Source organism: Sphingopyxis fribergensis (assembly GCF_000803645.1).
In the GTDB taxonomy this organism is placed as follows: Bacteria; Pseudomonadota; Alphaproteobacteria; order Sphingomonadales; family Sphingomonadaceae; genus Sphingopyxis; species Sphingopyxis fribergensis.
Map to the genome: position 1 here is coordinate 2,014,450 of NZ_CP009122.1, position 23,692 is coordinate 2,038,141.

At 63.2% G+C, this 23,692-nt stretch carries 17 protein-coding genes; 9 read left to right on the forward strand and 8 right to left on the reverse strand.

Annotated elements, in window-relative coordinates; genetic code table 11:
• Nucleotides 1-29 precede the first annotated feature (29 nt).
• From SKP52_RS09385 to SKP52_RS09400, 4 genes are all read left to right on the forward strand, one after another.
• The gene (locus tag SKP52_RS09385) at nt 30-1,136 is read left to right on the forward strand and encodes an ABC transporter substrate-binding protein (RefSeq protein ID WP_052208027.1); all 1,107 of its coding nucleotides are present in this window, start codon (nt 30-32) and stop codon (nt 1,134-1,136) included.
• A gap of 23 nt (nt 1,137-1,159) precedes the next feature.
• Nucleotides 1,160-2,065: an ABC transporter permease gene (locus SKP52_RS09390; protein WP_039574282.1), complete on the forward strand. Its 906-nt coding sequence runs from the start codon at nt 1,160-1,162 to the stop codon at nt 2,063-2,065.
• Complete coding sequence (locus SKP52_RS09395) at nt 2,065-2,907, forward strand: ABC transporter permease (RefSeq protein WP_039574284.1); 843 nt, start codon at nt 2,065-2,067, stop codon at nt 2,905-2,907. Before SKP52_RS09390 ends, SKP52_RS09395 begins: the two co-directional genes overlap by 1 nt.
• Before the next feature lie 127 nt (nt 2,908-3,034).
• Complete coding sequence (locus SKP52_RS09400) at nt 3,035-4,165, forward strand: ABC transporter ATP-binding protein (RefSeq protein ID WP_039574286.1); 1,131 nt, start codon at nt 3,035-3,037, stop codon at nt 4,163-4,165.
• Between the two features lie 325 nt (nt 4,166-4,490).
• Here SKP52_RS09400 and SKP52_RS09405 read toward each other — a convergent pair whose 3' ends face one another.
• The 4 genes from SKP52_RS09405 to SKP52_RS09420 form a co-directional block, all read right to left on the reverse strand.
• Nucleotides 4,491-5,429, reverse strand: coding sequence for a DUF808 domain-containing protein (locus SKP52_RS09405; RefSeq protein WP_039574288.1), 939 nt, complete (start codon nt 5,427-5,429; stop codon nt 4,491-4,493).
• 20 nt (nt 5,430-5,449) lie between these two features.
• A complete protein-coding gene (locus tag SKP52_RS09410) occupies nt 5,450-6,823 on the reverse strand; it encodes an aspartate aminotransferase family protein (RefSeq protein WP_039574291.1) in 1,374 nt (457 codons plus the stop codon).
• Between the two features lie 104 nt (nt 6,824-6,927).
• Complete coding sequence (locus SKP52_RS09415) at nt 6,928-7,668, reverse strand: gamma-glutamyl-gamma-aminobutyrate hydrolase family protein (RefSeq protein ID WP_039574293.1); 741 nt, start codon at nt 7,666-7,668, stop codon at nt 6,928-6,930.
• 42 nt (nt 7,669-7,710) lie between these two features.
• A complete protein-coding gene (locus SKP52_RS09420) occupies nt 7,711-8,682 on the reverse strand; it encodes a glucokinase (RefSeq protein WP_039574295.1) in 972 nt (323 codons plus the stop codon).
• Between the two features lie 155 nt (nt 8,683-8,837).
• Here SKP52_RS09420 and SKP52_RS09425 point away from each other — a divergent pair, with 155 nt between their 5' ends.
• Nucleotides 8,838-9,689, forward strand: a complete 852-nt coding sequence (locus SKP52_RS09425) for a class I SAM-dependent methyltransferase (RefSeq protein WP_039574298.1) — start codon at nt 8,838-8,840, stop codon at nt 9,687-9,689.
• Here the strand turns inward: SKP52_RS09425 and SKP52_RS09430 are convergent.
• The 4 genes from SKP52_RS09430 to SKP52_RS09445 form a co-directional block, all read right to left on the reverse strand.
• The gene (locus tag SKP52_RS09430; protein WP_039574301.1) at nt 9,686-11,224 is read right to left on the reverse strand and encodes an AMP-binding protein; all 1,539 of its coding nucleotides are present in this window, start codon (nt 11,222-11,224) and stop codon (nt 9,686-9,688) included. The two genes, SKP52_RS09425 and SKP52_RS09430, sit on opposite strands and share 4 nt — an antisense overlap.
• Nucleotides 11,224-12,345, reverse strand: coding sequence for a DUF5938 domain-containing protein (locus tag SKP52_RS09435; RefSeq protein ID WP_039574304.1), 1,122 nt, complete (start codon nt 12,343-12,345; stop codon nt 11,224-11,226). The genes SKP52_RS09430 and SKP52_RS09435 overlap by 1 nt, the downstream gene beginning before the upstream one ends.
• A gap of 32 nt (nt 12,346-12,377) precedes the next feature.
• A complete protein-coding gene (locus tag SKP52_RS09440; protein WP_039574305.1) occupies nt 12,378-13,148 on the reverse strand; it encodes an SDR family NAD(P)-dependent oxidoreductase in 771 nt (256 codons plus the stop codon).
• Nucleotides 13,149-13,230: 82 nt separating this feature from the next.
• Nucleotides 13,231-15,837 carry a TonB-dependent receptor gene (locus SKP52_RS09445; RefSeq protein ID WP_228383880.1) on the reverse strand — a complete coding sequence of 869 codons (2,607 nt, stop codon included), beginning with the start codon at nt 15,835-15,837 and terminating at the stop codon, nt 13,231-13,233.
• 115 nt (nt 15,838-15,952) lie between these two features.
• On the opposite strand from SKP52_RS09445, the gene SKP52_RS09450 reads away from it, so the two are divergent.
• The 4 genes from SKP52_RS09450 (at nt 15,953) to SKP52_RS09465 (ending at nt 23,690) form a co-directional block, all read left to right on the forward strand.
• On the forward strand, nt 15,953-18,703 hold the full coding sequence (locus SKP52_RS09450; RefSeq protein ID WP_160292383.1) for a LuxR C-terminal-related transcriptional regulator: 2,751 nt from the start codon (nt 15,953-15,955) through the stop codon (nt 18,701-18,703).
• 92 nt (nt 18,704-18,795) lie between these two features.
• Entirely contained in the window at nt 18,796-22,011 is a 3,216-nt protein-coding gene (locus SKP52_RS09455; RefSeq protein ID WP_039574311.1) for an autotransporter outer membrane beta-barrel domain-containing protein, read from the forward strand.
• A gap of 235 nt (nt 22,012-22,246) precedes the next feature.
• On the forward strand, nt 22,247-22,768 hold the full coding sequence (locus SKP52_RS09460; protein ID WP_039580481.1) for a sigma-70 family RNA polymerase sigma factor: 522 nt from the start codon (nt 22,247-22,249) through the stop codon (nt 22,766-22,768).
• Nucleotides 22,758-23,690, forward strand: coding sequence for a FecR family protein (locus SKP52_RS09465; protein ID WP_039574314.1), 933 nt, complete (start codon nt 22,758-22,760; stop codon nt 23,688-23,690). Before SKP52_RS09460 ends, SKP52_RS09465 begins: the two co-directional genes overlap by 11 nt.
• Nucleotides 23,691-23,692 lie beyond the last annotated feature (2 nt).

Here is a 23,692-nt window from a genome sequence, read left to right on the forward strand (position 1 = left end):
GCTTGGCGTCACAAACAGGGAGGCTGCATATGGATCCGATTGAACTGATCAAGCAAACCCGGGGGCGCCGTTCGCTGCTGCAAGCGATGGGGGTCGCAGCAATCGGGATCAGCTTCGGCGGGCTCGCGGCGTGCAGCAAGGAGGGCGGCAAGAAGCTCGCCAATGGCGAGGAAGCCAAGCTCAACTTCTATAACTGGGACACTTATATCGGCGAGAATACGCTCGACAATTTCAAGGAATCGACGGGCGTCGACGTCACCATGGACCTGTTCGACAGCAACGATGTGCTGTTCGCGAAATTCAAGGCGGGCAATCCCGGTTACGACGTGATCGTGCCGTCGAATGACTTTGTCGAACGGATGAGCAAGGCGGACATGCTGCTCCCGCTCGACCACGCGCTGATCCCGAACAAGAAAAATATCGATCCGGCGTACATCAACGTCGAATATGACCTGCAGCGCAAATTTTCGATGCCCTACACTTGGCTCGCGCTCGGCATCGGCTATCGCAAGTCGAAGGTGTCTGCGACGCCCGACAGCTGGAAAATCCTGTTCGACAGCCCCGAATATGCGGGCCGCATCGCCTGGCTGTCGGAGGCCGGAGACATGTTCCGCCTTTACGGCAAATATCTCGGCAAATCGGTCAACGCGCTGACCCCCGCGGACATTGCGACGATCGAAAAGATGATGATCAAGCAAAAGCCCAATGTGAAAAAATTCCACGAGGATGACGGGCAGGATCTGTTGCTCAAGGGCGATGTCGACGTCGTGCTCGAATATAATGGCGATATCGCGCAGGCGATGACCGAAGACAAGGACATCGACTTTGTCGTGCCCAAGGAAGGCAGCCAGCTCAATTCGGACAATCTGTGTATCCCCAAGGGCGCGCCGCACCCGAAGAACGCCCACGCCTTCATCAACTATATCCTCGACGCCAACGTCGATAAGGAAATCACGGAGACGATCCTGTATCCTACGCCAAATGCGGCAGCGAAGGCACTGATGCCCGACAGCTACAAGAACAACCCGGTCATCTTCCCGCCCGCCGACGTTTTGGCAAAATGCGAATATGCGCGCTTCAATGCCGAGTTGCAGCCGCTTTACGAAGAAGCCTTCACCAGGGTCCGGGCAGCCTAGAAATCTGAAGGGGGCATCGGGGGGTGGCCGAACAGGACTGGAAAACGAACAAGAGGGTTTTTGCAGCGGTGTCGCTGCCCACGCTCTTCTGGGTCATCGTCTTCTTCCTGGTGCCCATGGCGATCGTCTGGCTCTACAGCTTTGGCGAGAATAAGGGTCTGACCGAAATCGAATTTTCGGGCACGCTCGACAATTACAAGCGCGCGACCGAGTGGCTGTACCTGACCATTTTCGGCAAGAGTTTCGCGGTCGCTGCGCTCGTCACCCTCATCTGCCTGATCATCGGTTTCCCGGTCGCCATGGCGATCACTTTCGCCAGCGAGAAATGGCGGCCGTGGCTACTGCTCGGTATCATGCTGCCCTTCTGGACGAACCTCCTCATCCGCACCTACGCACTGATGATGCTGCTCGGCACACAGGGCTTTGCGAACAAGGGGCTCGGCGCTTTGTGGGAAGGGACGAGCTGGATCAAGACCCTCGTCGGACTGCAGCCGCTCCCAACATGGGAGCCGGTGCAGCTGCTCTTCAACAATTTCGCGGTCGTCTTCGGGCTCGTCTATGTCCACCTGCCCTTCATGGTCCTGCCGCTCTACGCCGCGCTCGACCGGCTCGACCGCAGCCTGATCGAGGCGAGCCTCGACCTTGGCGCCGGGCATTTTCGCACGATCATGCGGATCGTCGTGCCGCTCGCCGCACCGGGGATCATTGCCGGGGTGATGATCACCTTGATCCCCGCATTGGGTGCCTATCTGACTCCCGATTTGATGGGCGGGACCGACAGCCAGATGATCGCCAACGTCATCGAGCGTCAGTTCAAGAAGGCCAATGACTGGCCCTTCGGCGCCGCCCTCTCCTTCCTGCTCATATACGCAATGTTCGCGCTGATCGCGATCCAGTCGATGCGCAAAAAAGTACCGGAGGTCCGCTGATGGCCCTCTTCGCCCGCACCCCGCGCGCGCCGCTCGAGTATAGCCGCACCCTCTGGATGCGGCTCTGGGTCGGCGCGGTGATGGTCTTCCTGTACGCGCCGCTCGTCGTGCTGATCATCTTCAGCTTCAACGACAGCAAGCGCAACGTCGTGTGGCGCGGCTTTACGACCAAATATTATGAAAAGGCGATGGGCAATGATCAGTTGGTCGAAGCGCTGCTCAACTCGCTGACGATCGCGGCGCTCGCCACAGTGGCCAGCCTCGTCATCGGCACGTTCGCGGCGGTGATGCTCTGGCGCTTCCGCTTTCCACTGAAGGGTGCGATCGACGGCACGATCTCGCTGCCGATCATCGTCCCCGAAATCTGCCTCGGCGTCGCTTTCCTGATGTTCTTCGCCGCGGTCGACTGGCCGACCGACCTGATCTGGCCGTTCAATCTTGGTGCGATCACCATCGCCCACATCACCTTCTGTTTCCCCTTCGTGACGATGGTCGTGCGCTCGCGCCTCGCGACCTTCAACCGCGAGCAGGAGGAGGCCGCCAAGGATCTCGGCGCAAGCGAGTGGGCGGTGTTCCGCGACGTGCTGATCCCGCACATCAAACCCGCGCTGGTTGCCGGCTCCCTGCTGTCCTTCACGCTCAGCCTCGACGATTTCGTCATTACCTATTTCACCAGCGGCCCCGACACGATCACCTTCCCGGTGAAGGTTTATTCGATGGTTCGCTTCTCGGTAACGCCCGAAGTAAACGCCGCCTCGACCCTGCTCATCATCCTTACCGTTGCCCTGACCTTCGTCGCGCTCAAACTTCAGGGCGTGAAGGCCATTGCGGAGACGCATTGATGCATCTCCCACTCTCAGTTCTCTCCCCTTCCCCGTTCGCATCGAGCGAAGTCGAGGTGCCCATCGTCCGTGCGCTGCCTCACGGTGTCTCGACTTCGCTCGACACGAACGGAACCAGGATTTTCCAATGACCGAACCTGCCAAGCCAATCATCCAGATCCAGAATGTCTCGAAACGCTTTGGCAAGGTGACCGCGGTCGACAATGTCAGCCTCGACATTCTCGCGGGCGAATTTTTCGTGCTGCTCGGCCCCTCGGGCTGCGGCAAGACCACTTTGCTCCGCATGATCGCAGGGTTCGAATTGCCTACCGAGGGCAGGATCTTGATCGACGGGCAGGATGTCACTGGCGTCCCGCCGAACAAGCGCCCGGTGAACATGGTGTTCCAGAGCTACGCCGTTTTCCCGCACATGAGCGTCGCCGAAAATGTCGCCTATGGGCTCAAGATCGCTGGCGTGAAGGGCGGCGAGGTCAAGGACCGCGTCGCCGAAGCGCTCGAACTGGTCAAGCTCGGCGGGTTCGAGACGCGCATGCCCGACCAGATGTCTGGCGGCCAGCGCCAGCGCGTCGCGCTCGCGCGCAGTCTTGTGATGCGGCCAAAAGTGCTGCTGCTCGACGAACCGCTCTCGGCGCTCGATGCCAAGCTCCGTGCACAGATGCAGTTCGAGCTTTCGGATCTTCAGGAAAAGGTCGGCATCACCTTTGTCACCGTCACCCATGATCAGGACGAAGCGCTGTCGATGGCGTGCCGCATCGGCGTGATCAACAAGGGCGAGGTCGCGCAGCTCGCGACGCCATCGGACCTCTACGAATATCCAGCCAACCGCTTCGTCGCCGATTTCGTCGGCTCGGTGAACATCTTCGAAGGCAAGCTGACACTCGACGACCCCGACAAGGCGGCGGTCGATTGCCCGGGGCTCGGCAAGGTCTATCTGAACCACGGCGTCACCGGTCCCCACGGCGCCGACGTGTGGATCGCGCTGCGCCCCGAGAAGATCTATCTTCACGTCCCCGGCGAGGGCAAGGCGGTCAAGGCGGCGGCGCAGGACGCGCCCGACGGCTATAATTTCGCGCGCGGCAAGATCAAAGGGATGAGCTATCTCGGCGACATCACTTTGTTCGAGATCGAGTTGGAATCGGGCGCATGCCTCCGCGTATCGCGCCCGAACCTGTCGCGACATGACCAGGAAGATTTCACCTGGGGCGACAAGGTGAGCATGCACTGGCGCGCGGATAGCCCGGTGGTGCTGCTGGGCTGACGCGCAGGAAAGCGCTTTCCTACATTCCAGCCGTGTGAGAGCCTTGCGCTTCGGCTCTTTCTACATGTTCAAATGCAGACCGCTTCGTCAGCTGACGCCGGCAGCCCTTAAAGCGACAAAGGAGACACGTTCGACACGCGCGTGCGAGTCCTTTGTCTCCTTAAGCTCGACGCAAGAAGCCGCTAAAGCCACAAAGGACACAAATTCGATGCCCGGATGCGAGGCTTCTGTGGCTTTAAGTCCCCATTTTCGTCACCCCGGACTTGATCCGGGGTCCATGACTTCGGCGCCGCAGTGGATCCCGGATCAAGTCCGGGATGACGAATTAATGCGCCGCCTTCTTGCCCGGAATGAGATGCAACACGCCGACGATCAACCCGCCAAGCAACAGCCCAAAGATGCCGTCGCCCGTCGCCTTGATCAGCCACGTCCACAGCCCTTCGAGCGGAAGTCCGCCCGCGATTGAGTGCGCTAGTGATTCCAGCGCTTCGGCAATGCCGCCGATGTGATATTCATGGAGCCCGTGGAGCACGATCTGGCCGCCGACCCACAGCATCGCCGCGGTGCCGATCAGCGCGAGCGCCGCCAACAGCTTCGGCATGAAAGCGACAAGCCCGCGCCCGATTGCTTTGCGCGCACTATTGCCTTCCTTCGCCATGTGCAGGCCGATATCGTCCATCTTCACGATCAGCCCCACGACACCATAGACCGCGATGGTGATCGCGACCGCGACCACCGCAAGCGTCGCCGCGCGCATCGCGAAATGCTCGTCGAGCACCTCGTTGAGCGCGATAACCATGATCTCGGCCGACAGGATGAAATCGGTACGCACCGCGCCCTTCACCATCAATTCTTCATGGTCCTTGTCGACGACGATCGCCGCGTCTTCGGCGAGGCTCGTCTTGTCCTTCTGCAACGAGTGCAGCACCTTTTCGGCGCCTTCGAAACAGAGATAGGCCCCGCCGACCATCAACAACGGCGTGATCGCCCATTGTGCAACCGCCGACAGGAGCAACAACACCGGCACGATAAAGACCAGCTTATTGCGCAAAGACCCCTTGGTGATCCGCCAGATGATCGGCAGCTCGCGGTCGGGGGTGAAGCCGGTGACGTAGCGCGGCGTCACCGCGGTATCGTCGACCACCACCCCCGCCGCCTTGACCCCGGCCTTCGATGCGGCGGCGCCAATATCGTCGATGCTCGCTGCGGCGACCTTAGCGATCGTCGCAATATCGTCGAGCAGGGCAAAAAGGCCGGAGGGCATAGGGGTTTGGTCTTTCCTGTTTAAAGGGCGCGAAGTTTCGGCATCACCTCATCGAGCGATTTGCGGATGATGGCAACCATCTCGTCGATCTGCTCGGTGGTGATGATCAGCGGCGGGCACATGACCAGGCTGTCGCGGATGCCGCGCACCATCAGCCCGTTCGCGATGCAGGCGTCACGCGCCATCGGCCCCGCGGTCCCCTCGGCGCCGCCGAAACGCGCACGGCTTTCCTTGTCCGCGACGATCTCGACCGCACCGAGCAGACCGATCGAGCGCGCTTCGCCGACGAGCGGATGATCGTTCAACGTCGCAAGCGCTTTCGCGAGATGCGGCCCGGTGACGCTCCCGGTGCGCTCGACGAGCCCTTCGCGCTCGATGATCTCGATATTCTTGAGCGCGACCGCGGCGGCAACCGGATGGCCCGAATAGGTGAACCCATGGACGAAATCGCCGCCCGTCTTCAGAACCTCGACGACATGCGCCGCGACCGCGGTCGCCGAGATCGGCAGGTAACCCGACGACAGCCCCTTCGCCATCGGCATCAGGTCGGGCGTGAAGCCCATCGTTTCGTGGCCCCACATCTTGCCGGTGCGCCCGAAACCGCAGATCACTTCGTCGGCAACGACGAGCAGGCCATATTTGCGCGCGACCGCCTCGACCTTCGGCCAATATCCCTTGGGCGGGATGATGACGCCGCCGGCGCCTTGCACCGGCTCGCCGATAAAGGCAGCGCAATTTTCAGGGCCAACCTCGAGAATCTTGTCCTCGATCGCCGCCACGCAGGCATCGCAGAATTCCTCCTCGCTCATCCCCTGCCCTTCATTATAGGCATAGGGCTGGCGGACATGCTCGACGCCGGGGATCGGCAAATCGCCTTGCGCGTGCATCGCCTTCATCCCGCCCAGCGACACGCCCGCGACAGTCGAGCCATGATAGGCATTCCAGCGGCTGATGAAGACCGTGCGCTTCGGCTCGCCCTTCAGCTTCCAATAATGGCGCACCATGCGGAACACCGTGTCGTTCGCCTCGCTGCCCGAGGCGTTGAAAAAAATGTGCGGCAGGCGGTTGCCGGTCAGGCTCGCGATCTTGGCCGCGAGCGTCACCGTCGGCGGCGTCGCGGTCTTGAAGAAGGTGTTGTAAAAAGGCAGTTCGCGCATCTGCGCCGCCGCCGCCTCGACCAGTTCTTCGCGGCCATAGCCGACATTGACGCACCACAGGCCCGCCATGCCGTCGAGGATGCGGTGGCCGTCGCCATCATGGATATAGCACCCTTCGGCATGGGTGATGATGCGGCTGCCGCCGAGCGCTTCGATCTCGGCCCAGTCGGCCTGCGCGGGCAAATGATGCGCGACGTCGAGGCGGCGCAGTTCGGTGATGTCGTGATTGCGAGGCATGAAAAAACTCCTGATTGTCTGGAAACCGAATGAACCGGGTCCGGAACATCAGGGCGAAAAGCTGATCCGCGCGAGATAGCGGTCATAACGGGCGACGCGGCGGTTCATAGCTTGCCTCTTAACGCGCGTCCGAGGAGGTGGAAATAGGTCTGGCTGTCGGCATCGCCGTCGGTGGCCCATTCGGGGTGCCACTGAACCGCGAGCAGCGGCGCGCCGTTCGGCCGCGCGCTAAACGCCTCGACCAGCCCGTCGGGCGCGCGCGCTTCGACCTTCAATCCCTCGGCCAGCGTTCCGACGCCCTGATAATGGACCGAATTCACGTCGAGCGAGGGCTTGCCATAAGCCGAGGCAAGCAAGCCGCCGCCGACCAGTTCGACAGGGTGATGATGATCGAACATGCCATCGAAGCTGGCACCGTCTGGGGCGTGATGGAGGAGCAGTTCGTCGCTCGCCGACGTGTCGCGCCGCAGCGTCCCGCCCAATGCGACATTGATTTCCTGAAAACCGCGACAGATGCCGAAAAGCGGCCGCTGCGCCGCGATCACCGCCTCGACCAGTTCGGTCATCATCCGGTCGCGGTCGGGATCGAAAGGCCCCTCGCCGTCCCCCGGGTCATCGTAAAGCGCGGGCGCCACATTCGACGGCGTCCCGGTCAGCAGCACGCCGTCGAGCCGCCCCACGACTTCGGCAGCCCGCATATGGTCGGGCAAGGATGGAATGATCAGCGCAGCGCAATCGGCATGCCGCATCGCCGCAGTCGCATAGCGATTCATCACCGCCTGCGCGAGTTGCGTGCCGACCATGCGGTTGCACGCGATAATGCCGAGGACGGGGCGCAAAGACATGCCCCTTGCTGCCGTTTTTAGCGTGACGGCGCCAGCGGAATCTTAGGCATATTGCCGCGCGAACGCCGCCGCCGCACCGAACAGCCCTGGCTGTGGGTGGGTGATGAGCTTGACCGGCAAGGCCGACATAAAGCCCTCAAAGCGCCCCTTTTCGATAAAACGTTCGGGAAAGCCCGAGCGCACGAGGCTGTCGCGGATGCGCAGCCCAAGGCCGCCCGCAATGACGACGCCGATCGCCCCCTGCGCCAGCGCCAGGTCGCCCGCGACGCTGCCCAGCGACAGGCAGAAACGATCGACCGCCGCCGCGGCGAGGCTGTCGCCTCCTTCCAGAGCCTTAGTCCAGATCGCCTTGTCGTCGAGCCGCGGGATCGCGCGTCCTTCGAGCGCCGCCAGCGTCTCATAAATGTCGACGATGCCCGGCCCCGAGACAATCCGCTCGATCGACACGCGCCGGTGCCGCTTGCGCAGCCGCGCGAGGATCGCATCCTCGATGCTGTCGAGCGGTGCGAAATCTATATGGCCGCCCTCGGTCGCCTGCACCCGATAATTGTCGTCATCGCGCCAGATATGCGCGACGCCGAGGCCGGTTCCGGGCCCGATGATCGTGATCGTACCCGTCGCGGGCAGCGGCTCGTCGGGGCCGGTCAGCCGTTCGAAATAGCTTTCATCAGCCTGTGCCACCGCATGACCGACGGCCTCAAAATCATTGACGAGCACATAACGGTCGACGTTCATCTTTTCGTTGATCAACGCAGGGCGGATGATCCACGGATTGTTGGTGAAACGGATGATCTCGCCGCGTGTCGGCCCTGCGATGGCAATCGCGACGCCGCGCGGCAGCGTGCCGCCCTGCTGGCGCTCGAAATCCTGCCACGCGGTCTGGAAGCTCGCATGGTCCTTGGTGTGCAGCGTCGTCGCCTCACCGAGCGACAGGACGCGGCCGCCTTCGATCTCGGCAATCGCAAAGCGCGCATGCGTGCCGCCGATGTCCACCGTGACGATCCGTTCGCTCATGACTCTCCCTTGCCGGTCCCAACAACGGCCGGTGCCGCATAACCGAATGTCGCATGCTCCGGGGCGATGCAACAAGGCATAGCTATGCGCCGCCCCTTGCGCTTCCGCGCAATCAAGTCTAGTTGCGAGCCATTCGCAATAAAGGAGCTGCCGCGATGTCCGATATCCCGACCGTCCCGACCCACGACTGGAACGGCGACAGCGGCGACCGCTGGGCCGCCAATCTCGCGCGGCTGGACTTAATGCTCGAGGATTTCGGCAATGCGGCGATCCGCGCAGCCCACGGGCAGCCTGGCGAGCATATCCTCGATATCGGTTGCGGATCAGGCACGTCGACCTTCCCGCTTGCCGAACAGGTCCGACCCGGCGGGCATGTCCTCGGCGTCGACATATCGGGCCAACTCGTCGAGATTGCCCGCGCTGCCGCACCTGCTGGCGTACCGGCTGAATTCCGCTGTGCCGATGCCGCAACCGCTCCGCTTCCTGCGGGGAGCTTCGACCTCCTCTTCTCGCGCTTTGGCGTGATGTTCTTTGACGATCCGGTCGCGGCCTTCACGCATATGCGGCACGCCCTCAAACCCGGCGGACGGCTCGCCTTCGTCTGCTGGCGCGGCGCGCAAGAGAATGACTGGGTCCGCCTACCGATGGCCGCGATCCGCGATATCGTCGAGCCCGTTCCCGCCGACCCGACCGCCCCCGGACCCTTCGCCTTTGGTGACCGGCACCGATTGGCCGATATTCTCGCCGCGGCTGGCTTCACGGCGATCGATATTGCGCCGTTCGACACCATCATTTCCTATGGTCGCGGCGCCACGCGCGAGGCAGCCATCGACGACGCGCTCGATATGGCGTTCCAGGTCGGTCCGCTGGCGCGCGCGCTGGCCGATCAGCCCGACGATTTCCGCGAGAAGGCGGCCGTTGCCGTCCGCGCCGCCTTTGCGAAGCAGCCTGGAGAGACATCGGTGCTGATCGACGGCGCGGCCTGGATTGTCACCGCGCGCAACTAATCCCGCTCGGCGAGCTTCTGGGCACGGATGTCCTTTTTCAGCACCTTGCCGACCTTCGATCGTGGCAAATCATCCCAAATTTCGAGCTCCTTCGGCGCCTTGACGCTGCCGATCGCGGCCTTCACGGCGGCGATCAGGTCGTCGGGCTCAGCGCTATGCCCCGCGCGGAGCTGGACGACCGCACATACGCGCTCGCCCCATTTGTCGTCGGGTAGACCGAACACCGCGCCGTCCTGCACCGCGGGCTGCGCCAGCAACGCCTGTTCGACCTCGGTCGAGTAGACGTTGAAGCCGCCGGTGATGATCATGTCCTTGGCGCGGTCGACGATGAACAGGAAATTGTCGGCGTCGAGATAGCCGATGTCGCCGGTGCGGTGCCATCCGTCGACGGTGGCTTCGGCGGTGGCTGCGGGGTTCTTGTAATAGCCGTCCATGACGAGCGATCCCTTGACGACAATCTCACCGCGTTCGCCTTGCGGCACGATTTCATTCTCGGCGTCGAGGATCGCGACCTGTACCAGCGGACCGGGCCTGCCCGCCGACGACAGGCGTTCCCGCGCGATCGACCCGTCGGGATGGAAATGATCCTTCGGCGCCATCATCGAAATCATCATCGGCGCCTCGGTCTGCCCGAACAATTGCGCCATCACCGGCCCGAGCTTACCGATCGCTTCCTCCAGCCGCGCCGCCGAAATCGGTGCGGCCCCATACCAGAAACATTGGAGCGACGAGAGATCGGTCGCGGGCAGCGCGGGATGATCGAGCAGCATATAGATCAACGTCGGCGGCAGGAAGCTGTGCGTCGCCTTGTGCCGCGACGCCAGCGTCAGGAATTCGCCGATGTCGGGATAAGGCATGATCACGATCTCGCCGCCATGCGCCATGATCGGGAACGCCAGCACCCCTGCCGCATGGGTAAGCGGCGCCATCGCGAGATAGACCGGCCGCCCCCCGAACGGATAACCCATCAGTGTCAGCGCGGTCATCGCCTCAAGGTTGCGGCCCGTCAGCATCACGCCCTTGGGATGCCCCGTCGTCCCGCCGGTGCCGGGCAGCATCGCCAGGTCGCTGACGGGCGTCGCCGTGAACGGGACTTCGGCGACACCCGCCAGCCACGCGTCCAGCGACGGCGCGAAGGGCTGTTCGGCATCGAGGCAGACGAGCAATTCCAGCTTGGGCAGATCTTTTCGCAATGCATCGACAAGGTCGACGAATTTCGAATGGAAAAAGAGCGCGGCGCAGTCGAAATTGTCGAGGACGAAGGCATTCTCGGCGGCCTCGTTGCGCGGATTGATCGGGCACCACACCGCCGCAGCGCGCGAAATGGCAAAGACGCAGGCGAAGGCGATCGGATCGTTGCCCGACAGGATTGCGACATGCTTGCCCGGTGTGATACCCGCGCCGTTCAGCCCGCGCGCGACGCGATGGGTCAACGCTTGCACCTCGGCGTAGGACAAGCTCTTGCCGTCCATCGTCAGGCACGGCGCTTCTGGCCCCAGCGACGCCCCCTTGTCGAGCCAGTCGACCAGCCGCATCAGTCGTCGACCGTGACGATCGGTTTCAGCGCCAGCCCGAACTGGCGCAGCACGCCGAGGATCTCATGGTGCCCGAACGCCTGGCATGCCGACGCGAAACCGACGCGGCGCGGTGGTTGCTGAAGCAGGTTCATCGCGGCCCATGCCTGCATCAGCCCGGTCTGCTTGTAATTGCAATTGCCATGGATCAGCACATGCGCGCGCCCGAGCGGGCCCGAGGCGTAAACCGAATCGATGCTGGTATTGAGCCGCGGATTTTCGCGCGGCGGCATGTCGCCCTGCACCGATTCCGCCATCTTCGCGAGCGCGGCTTCCTGTTCCTTGAAGGGCAGCGGCTTGATGTCGGTGTCGATCATCTTGGTCATCGCGACGACATTATCCATCACCTCGCGCGCGAAAACGCCGCCATAGACCTTGACCGTCGAAACGCGCGGATCCTGCTTGAACCAGATCGGGTGCGAGGTGCCGCCCCACGGCAAAGTGAGCGCCGTGGCATGCTGGCCGGGCACCTGACATTCGGTTGCGGTCAGCATCGGCCATTGGACGTACTGGTTGTTCTCGAGATAATACCAGTCGGCCTTCAGGATCGTGAAGATCGTCTGGACCGAAGCATAGGTCGGAAAGCCCTTCCACAGCACCAGCATGTCGAGCGTGTCGAGCCCCGGCGCCTGTTCGAGCGCGATGTTCGCCGCGATCTCGCCCGTCGTGTACATCTGCGCGACGCACGGCGACAGCAGCAGGCTTTTCTTGGCAAAGGCCTCGCCCCATTTTTCCTGCGTCAGCAGCATCCAGTCCTGCTCGCCCGTCGTGTCCAGATAGTGGACGTCGGCGGCAAGGCACGCCTCGACCGTCTCGGGGCCATATTTGATGAACGGGCCGACCATGTTGCACACGACCTTCGCGCCCTTGAACAGCTTAGTCAGCGCTTTAACATTATGCTCGACCTCGACGACCTCATAGTCGGCGGTCTCGATGCCGGGGACCTTGTCCATAGCCTCCTGCACGCGCTTCTTGTCACGCCCCGCGGCGATGAAGGGGATGCCCAGCTCGCGTAGATATTCGCAGACGAGGCGGCCGGTGTAGCCCGAGGCGCCATAAACGATGACGGGTTTCTTGCTCATGCTATTCGTCCCTGTTCTTGGTGTTTCGAGGGTCAGACCGCGGTGTAGCCGCCGTCGACGATCAGCTCGCTGCCGCACATGTAGGCGGCGTCGTCGCTGGCGAGGAAAAGCAACGGGCGCGCGATTTCGCGCGTCGTGGCCATGCGGCCGAGCGGGATTGCACCGACGGTCGCGGCGGCAAAATCGCCCGCAGCGTCCCCAAGGCTCCCGACCGCATCGGCAACCAGCTTGGTCTCGCAATAGCCGGGGTGCAGCGAGTTGATCCGCACCGGCCAGCCCTTGCGGGCGCAATCCACCGCGACAGCCTTGGTCAGCATCGCGACCCCTGCCTTGCTGGCATTGTAAGCGGGGAAGAGCGGCTCGGCGACGTTCGCGGCGATCGAGGCGACGTTGACGATCACGCCGCCTTTATCCTTCATCGCCCCGATGCCGGCGCGAACGCCGAGAAAAACACTCTCCAGATTGACCGCCATCAGCCGCTGCCATTCGGCCAGATTGGTATCGACGACCGATTTCAGGAAGCCCATGCCCGCGTTGTTGACGAGGATGTCGAGCTTGCCCTCGCGCGCGATGACATCGGCGACCAGCGCCGCCCATCCCGCCTCGTCGGCGACATCCTGCTGCCGCGCCTCGGCCTTATGCCCCTCCCCGCGGATCGCGGCGGCGGCGGCTTCGGCCTCGTCGCCGTCGATATCGGTGATCGTGACCGACGCGCCCTCGCGCGCAAATTCCTGCGCGGCGGCGAGCCCGATCCCGCGCGCGGCGCCGGTGATCAGCACGCTCTTGCCGGTAAAACGCATCATGAAAGGCTCCTTAAACTAATGACAAATCGGGGACGGCGGGCTTAGGGAGGGGGGCGCCCGCCGGTCCCCGTGGCGTCGGCGATCAGAATTTGAAGGTCGCTTCGACGCCGTAGGTGCGCGGTGTCCCACGGTTCAGATAATCGAGGCCAAAGACGTCGATGTTGAGCCCGTAGGTGTAATAATATTTGTTGGTCAGATTCTTGACCCACGCGCTGACTGACAGATTGTCGTTCGCCTGATAGGTCAGTCGGCTGTTGAGGAGCCAATATCCCGGATTGCCGCAGGTAAAGGCCACCCCGGCGGGGCGAACGGCACCCGGCGCGCCGGCACGGTCGCAGGGATCGAGCCCGTAATCGCCGAACGCATCGAAATAATATTTGCCCATATAGCTCGCGTCACCGCGCAAGGTCAGCTTGCTCTCACCCTTGGCGAAAATGTCCCAGTCGAACCCGGCGTTGAAGGTGGTTTTGGGTGCATTGGGAAAGGGATTGCCGTTGACGTTGCGCGTGAACTGCGTCGCCGGGTCGTTCGGGTCGACGACATTGCCCTTATATTTGCTGTTGAGGTAACCGAACGCCGCGTTGAGCTGCAGGCCATCCATCGGCGCGATGGTCAGCTCGGCTTCCCCGCCCCAGACCCGTCCGTTGGCGCTGCGGGTAAAGGTGGTCGCACCGACGACCTGCGTCGTCTGCTGGTTCGAATAATCATAATAGAAGCCGGCGAGGTTGAGCTGCACCCGGCGATCGAGGAACCGCGTTTTCAGGCCGCCTTCATACGCGTTCACCTTCTCGGGCTGGATGTAATAAACCTGGTTCGTGCCCTGATAAGCAAGGCCGTTATAGCTGCCGCTGCGATAGCCGCGGCTGTACTGGATATAGCCCATGATATCGTCGGCGAACTCATAGCTGATGTTCGCGCGGCCAGTCAGGCGGTTCGCCTTTTCGCTCAGGTTCATCCTCGGCAGACTGGCGTTATAAGGAAAGGCATAAGGAATCAGATTGGCCACCGGCGTCGATCCGTCGAGGCTGTAGATGATCGTGCTGCCGTTCTGGAACTTCACCTTGTCCATAGTATAGCGCAGGCCGACGGCAACGGTCAGCCGCTCGGTCGCTTTCCACGTCAGGTCGCCGTAAATCGCCTTTGAGGGGCGTACGATGTCGAACTGCTGCTTGCCCAAAATGGGTTCGAAGGATGGCGCACCCGCGGCGCGGCAAGCCGCCGAGAGTGCCCCGCCAAATCCGCCGCCGCCGCTATTGTTGAGCTGTATGTCTGTGAGCAGCGCGATCAGCGAACGGGCATCGAGAAAGCCGTTCGGATTGGTACCCGGCCCCGTATAGGGCGCGCAGAAATTCGCATCTGCCGGCGTCAGTGTCGGATCGACCGCGAACATCGGCAACACGCGGATCGAATCCGGGGTGGCGACCGCCACATTGCTCGAACTGCCGGGAACCCCTGCGCCCAGCAAAATGGGCCTCAACAGACCGAAAAAGTCGGGCTCGTTCCGCGTCTTGATCTTATCCCTGCCATAATAGAGGCCGCCGACGAAATCGATATTATCGTCCGAATAACTCAGGCGCAGGTCCTGGTTGAAATTCTGGCTGCTGCTGTTGAACCGGATCGAGCAGAGATCGTTCGGCGAGCCATCGCAATCGTTCGGCGAGGTGCTGTATTTGCCCGTGTCATAGCCGGTGATCGAGGTCAGCGTGAAATTGTCGTTAAGCTCGAACGCGATATTGAGCGCGACCCCTTTCGAGGAAGAGAGCCGTTTGCCGCCTTCATCGGCTGACACGTCATTCTTGCCGAGCGCGCTGCCGCCGTTCTGCAACGGATCGAACCGCGAATAGCCGACCGCATCGCGCCCACCGTCGAGCTGTCCGATCGCGTAGGCATTGGCGCCCCATGGATTATCCTTGGCCGCGTAGACCTTCAGGTTGATGTCGAGCGTTTCGGTCGGCTTCCAGCGAAGCGAAGCACGGCCCGCGATCGAGTCCGTCGTCCCGACCTTGCGGTCCTGCGCCGGATTATACTGCCAGCCGCCGCCCTTGGCGACGGTGCCGGCAACGCGGATCCCCAGCACGTCGGGGATGATCGTCTTGTCGAAACCGCCCTCGATCGTCTTGGTGTTGTAATTGGCGTAGCCGAGCGTGAAATAGCCCTCATCACCCGCCAACCCCGGCTTCTTGGTGAAAAAGCTGATCGCGCCGCCCGTGGTGTTGCGGCCGTACAACGTCCCTTGCGGCCCGCGCAGCACCTCGACCCGGTCGATATCGTAAAGCTGCCCGCCGTGGCTGGCGCGAAAGCTTTGATAGACCTCGTCGACATAGACGCCGACCGGCGATGCCGTGGACGCCGAAAATTCGTTGGCGACCGAAATCCCGCGCAGCGAAAAGTTCGGCTGGGTTTTGCCATAGGGGGTCGAAATCTGCAGACTGGGCACCGCGCCCATCAGATCGGAGGTTTCGTTAATGCCGCGCGCTTCCAACGCATCGCCCCCGATCGCAGAAACTGCCGCCGGGACGTCCTGCAAATTCTGTTCGCGTTTTTGCGCGGTGACGACGATTTCCTGGATCCCGCCGCTCTCGGCTTCGGTTGCCGTTTCGACAGGCGCATCTTGTGCATGAGCAGCCACCTGCCATCCGAACAACATGGTGGTGGACAAGCAGCTTGCCAGGATAGCCTTTTTCGTCACGCCTTTTCTCCCACGGTTCGGACCCATTCTGTGTGGGCCCTTCGACGATTAAGAGGCTATGGCGGCTGCCCCGCCAATGACAGCCGGGCGGCGGGGGGAGCGATGGGGGGGACGCTTGCAGTCGACCCCGCATGGCTATAGCCATGTCGGACAGATGGAGGGCGAAGATATGACCATCCAGCCGGGATCGAGGACCGACACAAAAGCACCGCATCGCGCGGCTACACCGCGGCCGGTCACGCACGGCAAGTTCGCCCCGCCCCGCTTCCCCAACGATCTCGTTGGCATCGAACGTTGGCAATCCTGGCTCGATACGATTGCGCAGCATGAAATCTGCTTCGTTCGGGCGCCTGCCGGCTATGGCAAGACGGCCTTTGCCGCGACGCTCTTTGCACAGGCCCGTTCGATCGGCTGGTACGCCGGCTGGGTATCCTTCGATCCCGAAGACAATGACTCCGCAGCAGTCGGGCACTTGTTCGAAGCGGTGCGCCTCGCCCGCGGCGCCCCCGCCGAAGATAGCGTCAGCGCGCTGTGCGCCGCCCCGGCCTCCGCGGCCATCCTCGCCAGTGCGTTGGCCGAACGGATCGAGGCCTGCGACCAGCCGGTACTTCTTGTGCTCGACAATATCGACCGCATTGCCGAACCGCGCCTGGTCGACGTTCTCGACCGTCTGTTACGCCATCCGCCCCGGCAACTACGCCTTGTCCTCGTGGGGCGGGATACCGCGGCGATCAGGGCAGACGAGACTGAAGGCCGCGGCATGCTGTTGCGGCTCGGCCGGACCGAGATCGGGCTGACCAACGATGACATATGTGTCTTTTTACGCGCTGCGGGTTCTGGACTCGATGCCCGCAGCTGCGCAAAGCTCAACGGGTTGCTGCTGGGCTGGCCCACCGGCCTCCGAATGGCCGTACAAAAACTGGATCGGCTCAAAAAGGGCGACTGGAGCGCGCTCACGGCGCAAATCGATGCCTATCTGCTGCCGCTATGGGATGAACAGGACGACGGAATATGGCAGTTTCTCGGGCGCGCTAGTGTCGCTCCACAATTGAACGACGAGCTGGTTCGTTTGCTGGGCGAGGGAGACCGGGGCATATCGATCCTCGAAGATCTTCACGCGCAAGGGATGTTTGTCGAGCGATCCGACGAGGGCAATGGATGCTACTATATTCACCCTGCCGTTCGGCCGGTATTTCGGCAATTTCTCGACCAGCACGAGCCCAAGCGCGCAATCGAGCTTCATCGCGCCGCGGGCCGCTACTATGAAACGCTAGGACTGAGCGCACATGCGATCGACCAGTTCTTGTCTGCTGGCGCCGATGCCGATGCAGCACGACTGGTTGGCGACACGGCGCTGTCGGCCCTCGCTCGCGGCGGCGTCGAGCAGCTTGCCGCTTGGCTCGATGCACTTCCTTGCGAGCTGATTTCGAAAAGCGTCGCCCTCATCCGCGCGCGCGCCTGGGCGGCGGTTCTGGCTGCGGAGCCTGATGCCGAAGCGGCCATTGCGGCACTCCGGGCAGCGGGCGACATAGCCGAAGCGCAAGTGATTGGCGTACTGCACGCCGGACTTGTCCGCGACGTGCCCGAGAGCGTGGTCGAGGAGGGAGATCCGTTCCTGGCGGCACCGGAACAACTGTCGGGCTTCGCTGTTGACATGATCCGCGCCTTTCTTGCCTATGGAGCGCAAAGCCGCGGCCTTTTCGGTCTGGTGCACGATGTCGTCAGGCCGCTCCGGCTTTGTGCCGCCGCGACCGCGATGGATTTGCCAAACGCGATCGCGACCCGCGCTAGAGCGGCCGCCGCCCGCGCACAGGGACAGTTGGCGGAGGCCGAACGGGTGCTGCGTGACGGCCGCCGGATTCCCGGGCAGCTTGGGTTGGCAGGTGCTTTGATCGACGCCGCCCTGGCGCGTAGCTGTTACGAGCGTGACGACCTGCCTGAAGCCGCCAATCTTGCCGCCGATGCCCTCGCTTGGCTGGAACCAAGCTGTTTTGAGGACGCGCTTATCGAGGCGTTTCAGATCTGCATTCGCGTCGCGGCGGCGACGGCCAAGGTGGATGAAGCAGCGACCTTGATCGACCGCGCCGAACTGATCGCCTTTGCACGCAACTGGGTGCCGTTGAAGGCGATGTGCGTTGTCGAACGGGCGCGGCTCCGATTGCCGCCAACGATCGATGTCGAAGCCGTGTTGGCGGTCGCCGATGAGGACGCCGCCGTGCTTGACCCGCTATCGGCGCAGGGACGCGCATTTGCCCTGCTCTGTGAAATGCGTGCCTATGAAGCGATCGCCCATGGTGACCGTCCACGGCTTACGACCGTGGCGGAACGGCTTCTGCGCCTTGCTTCAAACGCCGATGATGCCGAGCTTCGGGCGACCGCGACGCTGCTCAACATCCTTCCGCAGCTCAGCGGGCGCTGTGACAAGATGGTCGAGCTCGAAACTGTACGTTTTCTCAATCACGCAGCCGGGGCCGGCTTCCACCGCACGATCGTCGACATACTCGACGTCACCGGCGTGCGTGCGGTCCAGAATTTCTGTAGCGAGGCCTATTCGTCGGGCTCCTTCCTCGCGCTGCTCAAACTGGCCGAACCGTCGCGGCGCAATCCCGCGCTCGAGGGGAGCACCTCCGCCGCACCGGGCGAGGCGTTTTCCTTCCTGACCGAACGCGAGATCGAGATATTGAGCGCGCTCAACGCCGGGGAATCGAACAAGGAAATCGCCCGCACGCTCCAACTCGCGCCCGAAACGGTCAAATGGCATCTCAAAAATGTCATGCGAAAACTGCGCGCGAACAGTCGGGAAGAGGCGGTGCAAAATGCTTCGACCCTCGGCCTGACATTGATCGAGCCCGCCGTCCGCGATTAGGACGCATCTTTTTTCCAAGGCTGCGTCCGCGCTGCTCCGTCTTGTGATTATCGCCGGGAAGATATCCCGGCCCCAATCACAAGAGGAACCCGATGCGCAAGACCTTGCTGGCCTCCACCTGCCTGGCCACCCTTCTTTCGACCCCCGCTTTTGCCGAGACGACGATCAGCACCGCCACCACGGCGCCGGTGCGGACCGCGACGATCAAATCGGGCGCTGCCGACGATATCAAGATCGTCGCCGCCGGTTCGATCAAGCCGACGGTTACCGGCCCGGCGGTGACCGTCGACAGCAACAACAAGGTCGTCAACGAAGGCACGATTGAATTCAGCAACGTCGATGGCGCGACCGGCATCCTTGCGAACGCCGGGACGACGGGCGGCATCACCAACAGCGCCACGGGCAAGATCACCATCGGCGAAACCTATGCGCCGACCGACATCGACAATGACGGCGACATCGACGGCGCCTTTGCGATCGGCAGCAACCGCGTCGGGATCGCGACCGCTGGTGCGTTTTCGGGCAACGTCGTCAACTCGGGCGCGATCGCGATCGAAGGCAATGACTCCGCGGGTATTCGCCTCGGCGGCCCGCTAACCGGCAACTTCACCAACGATGGCACCATTACCGTCGTCGGCGACCGCGCGCTTGGCGTCGGCTTGCAGAATGTCACCGGAAATGTCCGCCTCGCTGGTACGATCGGCGCGCAGGGCGTCGATGCGGTTGGCGCACGGCTCGCAGGCGACGTCACCGGCGCACTGGTTGTCCAGGGCAGCGTTACAGCAACCGGCTACCGCTTCACCACGCCCCCCGCCGACCCTTCAAAACTCGACGCCGACGATCTGTTGATCGGCGGCAGCGCCCTGTCGGTCGAAGGCAATGTCGCCGGCGGAATCATCCTTGCGGTCGCGCCCAAGGATACGAAGGCCGACGACAAGGATGAAGACAAGGACGGCATCGACGACGACAAGGAAGGAAACGCCGTCGTGCGCTCCTTCGGCTCGGCCGCCGCAGTCAAGATCGGCTCGGCTGACCGTGACGTTACGATTGGCCCCGTCGGCGGAACCGGCACCGGCCTCGGCTTCATCATCGACGGCGCCGTGCTGGGCAACGGCCTTTACACCGGCAAGGACGGCAACGGCATCCAGGTCGGCGGCCTTGGCGGCGCGGTCACCATTGCGGGCGGTATCGGTATCGGCGCGACCGGCAGCGTAACCGCCCTCTCGGTAGATACTGCGGCGACGGCCATCCGCATCGGCAGCGGTGCCAGCACCCCCGAAATCCGCAACGCGGGCAAGATCGACGCGACGACCGGCGGCAAAGCTGCGAACTCCGTCGCGACCGCGGTGCTGATCGAGGCCGGCGGCAACGTCCCGCTGATTCGCAACAGCGGCTCGATCAACGCCAAGACCGGCGGTGATAACGGCACCGCACGGGCCATCGTCGACCTGTCGGGCACCGTTACGACGGTCGAAAACAGCGGCGCAATCAGCGCTACGGGCGCCCTGGCCACATCCGACCGCAACATCGCGATCGATCTGTCGGCGAACAATAATGGCGCAACGGTCAAGCAGACCGCGGTCGCGTCGGGCCTCACGGCCCCCAGCATTGTCGGCGACGTCCGCTTTGGCGGTGGCGACGACGTGTTTGACATCGCCGACGGGACGGTGAAGGGCAACAGCTTCTTCGGCGCCGGCGACAACAAGCTCGCGCTGTCGGGTGACGCGACCTACGCCGGAAACGCCCGCTTTGACACCGGCAACGACACGATGACGCTCGCCGGTACGTCCAAATTCACCGGCCTCGCGGACTTCGGCGGCGGCACCGATACGCTCTCCATCGGCGGCACGTCGATCTTCTCGGGCACGCTCGCCAATTCGCAGGGCCTGGCGGTGTCGGTCGCCGGGGGCACCTTCGACGTCGGCGGCGCAGCGACGATCTCGTCGCTCGCGGTCACCGACAAGGGCACGCTTGGCGTGATGCTCGATACCGGCAACACGGGCACCAATCTTCAGGTCACCGGCAACGCCAGTTTCGGTGCTGAATCGAAGCTGCTTCTCAAGCTGTCGAGCATTGAGCAGGCGGAAGGCCAGCATATCGTGCTGACTGCCGGAACGCTGACCGGAGCGAGCGACCTGACCGCCTCGCAGACATTATTGCCTTTCCTCTACAAGGGCACGCTGACCTCGAACACGACGCAATTGATCGTCGACGTGTCGCGCAAATCGACAACCGAACTTGGCCTCAACCGCTCCGAAGCGGGCGCGTTCGACGCGGTGCTCGACGCCGTGGTCTCCGACGAGAAGATCGAGGATGTCTTCCTCGGTATCACCGACGGCGACCAGTTCCGTAATCAGCTTGGCCAGATGCTCCCCGAGCATGAAGGCGGCGTTTTCGAAACCGTCACCTCGGGCTCGCGCGCACTGTCGCGCTACCTCCAGGATCCCAACGCGCCGTTCCAGGACGAGGGCAAATGGGGCTATTGGGTCAATCAGGCCGTGTGGGGCACGTCAAAGAGCGTCGGCGACACCGCGAGCTACGACGTCAGCGGCTGGGGCATTTCGGGCGGCGCCGAAATCAAGACCAACCTCGGCAACTTCGGTGGCTCGATCGCCTATCTCAGCGGCAAAGACGGCAATGGCAGCAACGCCAATGAAGTCAGCACCAGCCAGTTCGAAGGTGCGCTGCACTGGCGGCTGCGCTCCGATGGCTTCATGGCGAACGCCCGCGTGTCGGGCGCGCCTATCAGCCTGAAGGGCACGCGCATCTTCCGCGCCGAAGCCGGCGCCGATGACATTGAAAAGACGATGAAGGGCAAATGGGACGGCACCTTGTGGTCGGCCTCGGGCTCGGTCGCCTATGACACGCGCTTCGGCGGCCTCAGCTTCCGCCCGATGGTCGCGGTCGATTACTTCAAATTGAAGGAAGACGGCTATCAGGAGACGGGCGGCGGCGACGCGCTCGATCTCACCGTGCTGAGCCGCGACAGCGACGAGCTTGCCGTGTCGGGTACCGTTGCCGTCGGTCTCGATTTCGGCGGCGCCGACGAATATGATGGCTGGACGCGCTTCGAACTCGAAGGCGGCCGCCGCCAGATCGTCAGCGGCACGCTCGGCACGACGACGGCGTCGTTCAAGGACGGCAAGCCGTTCACCCTTACTCCTGATGATCGCACGAGCGGCTGGGTCGGCCGCTTCCGTGGCATCGCCGGAAATTCGGCCTTTCAGGTCGCCGGCGAAGTGTCCGCGGAAGAACAGCAAAGCCATGTCGGCTGGGCTTTCCGTGCGAGTCTGCGGGTCGGCCTCTAGCCCCCCGGCCGGCCCCGCCCGCAAGGGGGAAGCGTAACCCCTACCCACGCTTCCCCCTTGCCTTGGCAGAAATGAAACGACAAAACAGATGCTTGCACAGTCCGCCCTCTCTTTCAAAGCGCCGCAGTTGCGCGGCGGACCATGGGCGCTATATGACGGCGTCATCAGGGGGACGTATGGCGCACATCGGGGTGGCGCTCACCGACAGAAGATGGCGTTCCAAAGCAAGCAATCCATGACAGAGTCGCGCGACCGAACCGACGCCGCCCAAGGCATCGAAGGCGTATTGCTCGCTAACCGGGATCGAATCGTGCGTTTTCTGGAAGTGCGCGGTGCGGGCGACGGGGCCGAGGACCTGTTCCAGGATCTATGGATGCGCCTTACCGACCGGCGCACCGGGCCGATCGCCGATCCGCTGCCCTATATCATGCGCGCCGCGAACAATCTGATGCTCGACCGCTACCGGTCCGCGCGCCAGAGCGATCTGCGCGACAAGGCTTGGGGCGAAGCATCAGCCACGCAAGTTCCTTCGACCGAGACGTCCCTGATCTCGCGCGAGCAACTCGCACTCGTCGAAACCGCGATCACCGCGACTGGCGAACGACCGGCGCGCATCTTTCGCCGGTTTCGCGTCGATGGCCAAAATCAACGCGATATCGCCAGTGAAATGGGGGTCAGCCTGAGCACCGTCGAAGCCGATCTGCGCAAGGTTTATGCGGCGCTCGCCGCGTTACGGAGGCAGTTCGATGCAAGCTGACGCGGCGAACGCCGAAGCACGCGCGGTCGACTGGCTGATCCGCCAGCGCGATCCCATGTTCGACGACTGGGACGGCTTTGCCGACTGGCTTGCCGAGGATCCGGCGCATAATGCGATCTACGATGCCGTCGCGAGCCTCGACCGCGACCTCGACGCCCTGCCCGCGACGTCCAAGCCATCGGTCGTGATCGTCCCCGAAGCACCGCGCCGTCCGTCGCGTCGTGCCTGGTTCGGCGGCGCCATGGCCGCGGCCCTGGTCGGCGCGATCAGCCTGTCGAGCCTTGGCCTGTTCGGCAACGATAGCCGGATCGAAACGCTGGCGGGCGAACATCGGACCATCGCGCTCGCCGACGGGTCGAAGATCGAGATCAATGGCGCCTCGGTGATCGAGATCGACAAGGATCGCCCGCGCTTTGCCCGTCTGGAATCGGGCGAGGCGATGTTCCATGTCGTGCACCGCGACGACGATCCGTTCGTGGTCGAGACGGGCGATGCCAAGATCGTCGATCTTGGCACCGCGTTCAACGTCGTGCGCCGCGACCGCCAGACGTCGGTCGCCGTGTCCGAAGGCATCGTCCTCTACAACCCCGACCGCGACAAGGTCCGCCTCGTCGCGGGCAAGGGCCTCGAAGCGCGCGACGGTGACCGCCAGCCGCCGGTCGTCCAGGATGTCGACGTCGCCAGCATCGGCGGCTGGCGCAGCGGCCTGCTCGTCTACAACGGCACCCCGCTCGCCGTTGTGGCCGAGGATCTGAAGCGCACCGCGGGGATGCAGGTCAGCATCGCGCCCGAGGCAAGTGATCTTTCGTTTCGCGGCGCGCTCATCATCGACAAGAATCGGAACCGCACCATCGCCGATCTCGCGGCGTTGTCGGGCACCACGGCCCAGCGCCAGGGCGATGGCTGGATATTGACCCGCTGAAC